Source organism: Acidovorax sp. HMWF018, assembly GCF_003061035.1.
GTDB lineage: Bacteria > Pseudomonadota > Gammaproteobacteria > Burkholderiales > Burkholderiaceae_C > Acidovorax > Acidovorax delafieldii.
In genome coordinates, this window is the sequence record NZ_QAIM01000489.1 from 18248 (window position 1) to 20663 (window position 2416).

The window sequence follows — 2416 nt, forward strand, 5'->3', positions numbered from 1 at the left end:
CTACTGCCGCATCAAAATAGTTTAGGCTTCAACAAAAAATCGACACGGTGTTGGAAATAACCGACACCACGGGTTTTTCGGGACATGCAAACTTTGTCCCATGCCAACGCCTTCCCCCTCCACCGCCCGCCGGCTCTGGGACATCTCGCCGCCCGTGCATGCGGGCAGCCCCGTGTTCCCCGGCGACACGGCCTACAGCCAGCAGTGGTGCGCCACCATCGGCCCCGGCTGCCCGGTCAATGTGAGTGCGATCACGATGTCGCCCCATGTGGGCGCGCATGCCGATGCGCCGCTGCACTACGATGCGCAGGGCGCCACCATCGGTGACGTGTCGCTCGACGCGTTTCTGGGCCCCTGCCGCGTGATCCACGCCATCGGCTGCGGGCCGCTGATCACCTGGGAGCACATTGCCCACGCGGTGAACGGCACCCTGCCGCAGCGCGTGCTGGTGCGCACCTACGAACACATGCCCGTGGACCGCTGGGACGGCCAGCTGGCCGCCTATGCGCCCGGCACCATCGAGCGCCTGGCCGACCTGGGCGTGCTGCTGGTGGGCATCGACACCGCCAGCATCGACCCGGCCGACAGCAAGACACTGGAGAGCCACCAGGTCATCCGCCGCCGGGGCCTGCGCGTGCTCGAAAACCTGGTGCTCGACGCCGTGCCCGAGGGCGACTACGAACTCATCGCCCTGCCGCTCAAGCTGACCACGGCCGACGCATCGCCCGTGCGAGCCGTGCTGCGGGCGCTGTAGTCCAAAAATTTCAATATTTTTAGCCTCTACCGCACGTCCATCATGCGGTAGCAGCTATCAAAACAGAAGCAAACCACTCTGAACACCATGACCACCACCTTGCAAGACTGCCGCGCGCTCGACGCGCAAGACCCCCTCGCGCCGCTGCGCGGCCACTTCGCCCTGCCCCCGGGCGTGATCTACCTGGATGGCAATTCGCTGGGCGTGGCCCCCAAGGCCGCCGCCGCGCGCGTGGCCGATGTGGTCACCCGCGAATGGGGCACAGACCTCATCAAATCGTGGAACACAGCCAGCTGGTTTGACCTGCCCCAGCGCCTGGGCAACCAGCTGGCCCCGCTGATCGGCGCGGGCCAGGATGAAGTGGTGTGCACCGACAGCACGTCCATCAACCTCTACAAGGTGCTGAGCGCGGCGCTCAACATCGCGCGCGAAGACAGCCCCGCGCGCAAACGCATCGTGAGCGAGCGCAGCAACTTCCCCACCGACCTCTACATTGCCGAAGGCCTGTGCAAGGAGCGCGGCCTGGAGCTGGTGCTGGTAGAGCCCGAAGAGATCACCGCAGCACTCACCAGCGACGTGGCTGTGCTGATGCTCACGCACGTGAACTACCGCACCGGCGCCATGCACGACATGGCCGCCATCACCGCCGCCGCGCACGCCCAGGGCATTCTGTGCGTGTGGGACCTGGCGCACAGCGCGGGCGCGGTGCCGGTCGATCTGAACGGCGCAGGCGCGGATTTCTCGATTGGCTGCGGCTACAAGTATTTGAACGGCGGCCCCGGCGCACCGGCCTTTGCCTGGGTGCACCCGCGCCATGCCAGCCGCTTCTGGCAACCGCTGTCCGGCTGGTGGGGCCATGCCGCACCGTTTGCCTTCACCCCAGACTACCAGCCCGCCCCGGGCATCACGCGCTACCTGTGTGGCACGCAGCCCATCATCAGCTTGTCGGCCCTGCAATGCGGGCTGGATGTGTTCACCGCCGCGCAAAGCCTGGGCGGCATGGCCGCGCTGCGCACCAAATCGCTGGCGCTCACCGACCTGTTCATCCAGCTGGTGGAGGAGCGCTGCGCAGGCCACGGCCTGGGTCTGGCCACGCCGCGTGAGCATGCCCAGCGCGGCTCGCAGGTGTGCCTGACGCGCGATGAAGGCGCGGGCGTGAACGGCCAGGGCAGCGGCGCCTATGCCATCGTGCAAGCGCTGATTGCGCGCGGCGTGATTGGCGACTTCCGCAAGGGCGATGGCGGCACGGGCCGCCACAAGGACATCCTGCGGTTTGGCTTTACGCCGCTGTACCTGGGCTTTGAGGATGTGTGGAACGCCGTGGAACACCTGCGCCAGGTGCTGGAGAGTGGCGAGTGGCGAAAGCCTGAGTTCAACCAGACCCATGCAGTGACCTGATCATGTGCCCCTTCTCCCACTCCAACACACCGGCCAATGCCAACCCAGGCGACAAGGCAGCATCTGCCCTGCCCGAATCCATCGTGCACGAAGAGCGCGCCCAGCTCGACTTCAGCAAGAGCATGAGCTATGGCGACTACCTGCAGCTCGACGCCATCCTCACCGCACAAAAGCCGCTGTCGCCCGCGCACGATGAGATGCTGTTCATCGTGCAGCACCAGACCAGCGAGCTGTGGATGAAGCTCATGCTGCACGAGCTGCGCG

Annotated in this window: 3 protein-coding genes; all 3 read left to right on the top strand. The window is 66.1% G+C overall.

Annotated elements, in window-relative coordinates; genetic code table 11:
* Nucleotides 1-100: 100 nt before the first annotated feature.
* Complete coding sequence (gene kynB, locus DBR23_RS20975) at nt 101-754, top strand: arylformamidase (RefSeq protein ID WP_108499485.1); 654 nt, start codon at nt 101-103, stop codon at nt 752-754.
* 87 nt (nt 755-841) lie between these two features.
* Nucleotides 842-2152, top strand: a complete 1311-nt coding sequence (gene kynU / locus DBR23_RS20980; RefSeq protein ID WP_108499486.1) for a kynureninase — start codon at nt 842-844, stop codon at nt 2150-2152.
* A 2-nt stretch (nt 2153-2154) separates the two neighbouring features.
* On the top strand, nt 2155-2416 hold a 262-nt coding region (locus tag DBR23_RS31380), incomplete at its 3' end, for a tryptophan 2,3-dioxygenase family protein (protein WP_233250634.1).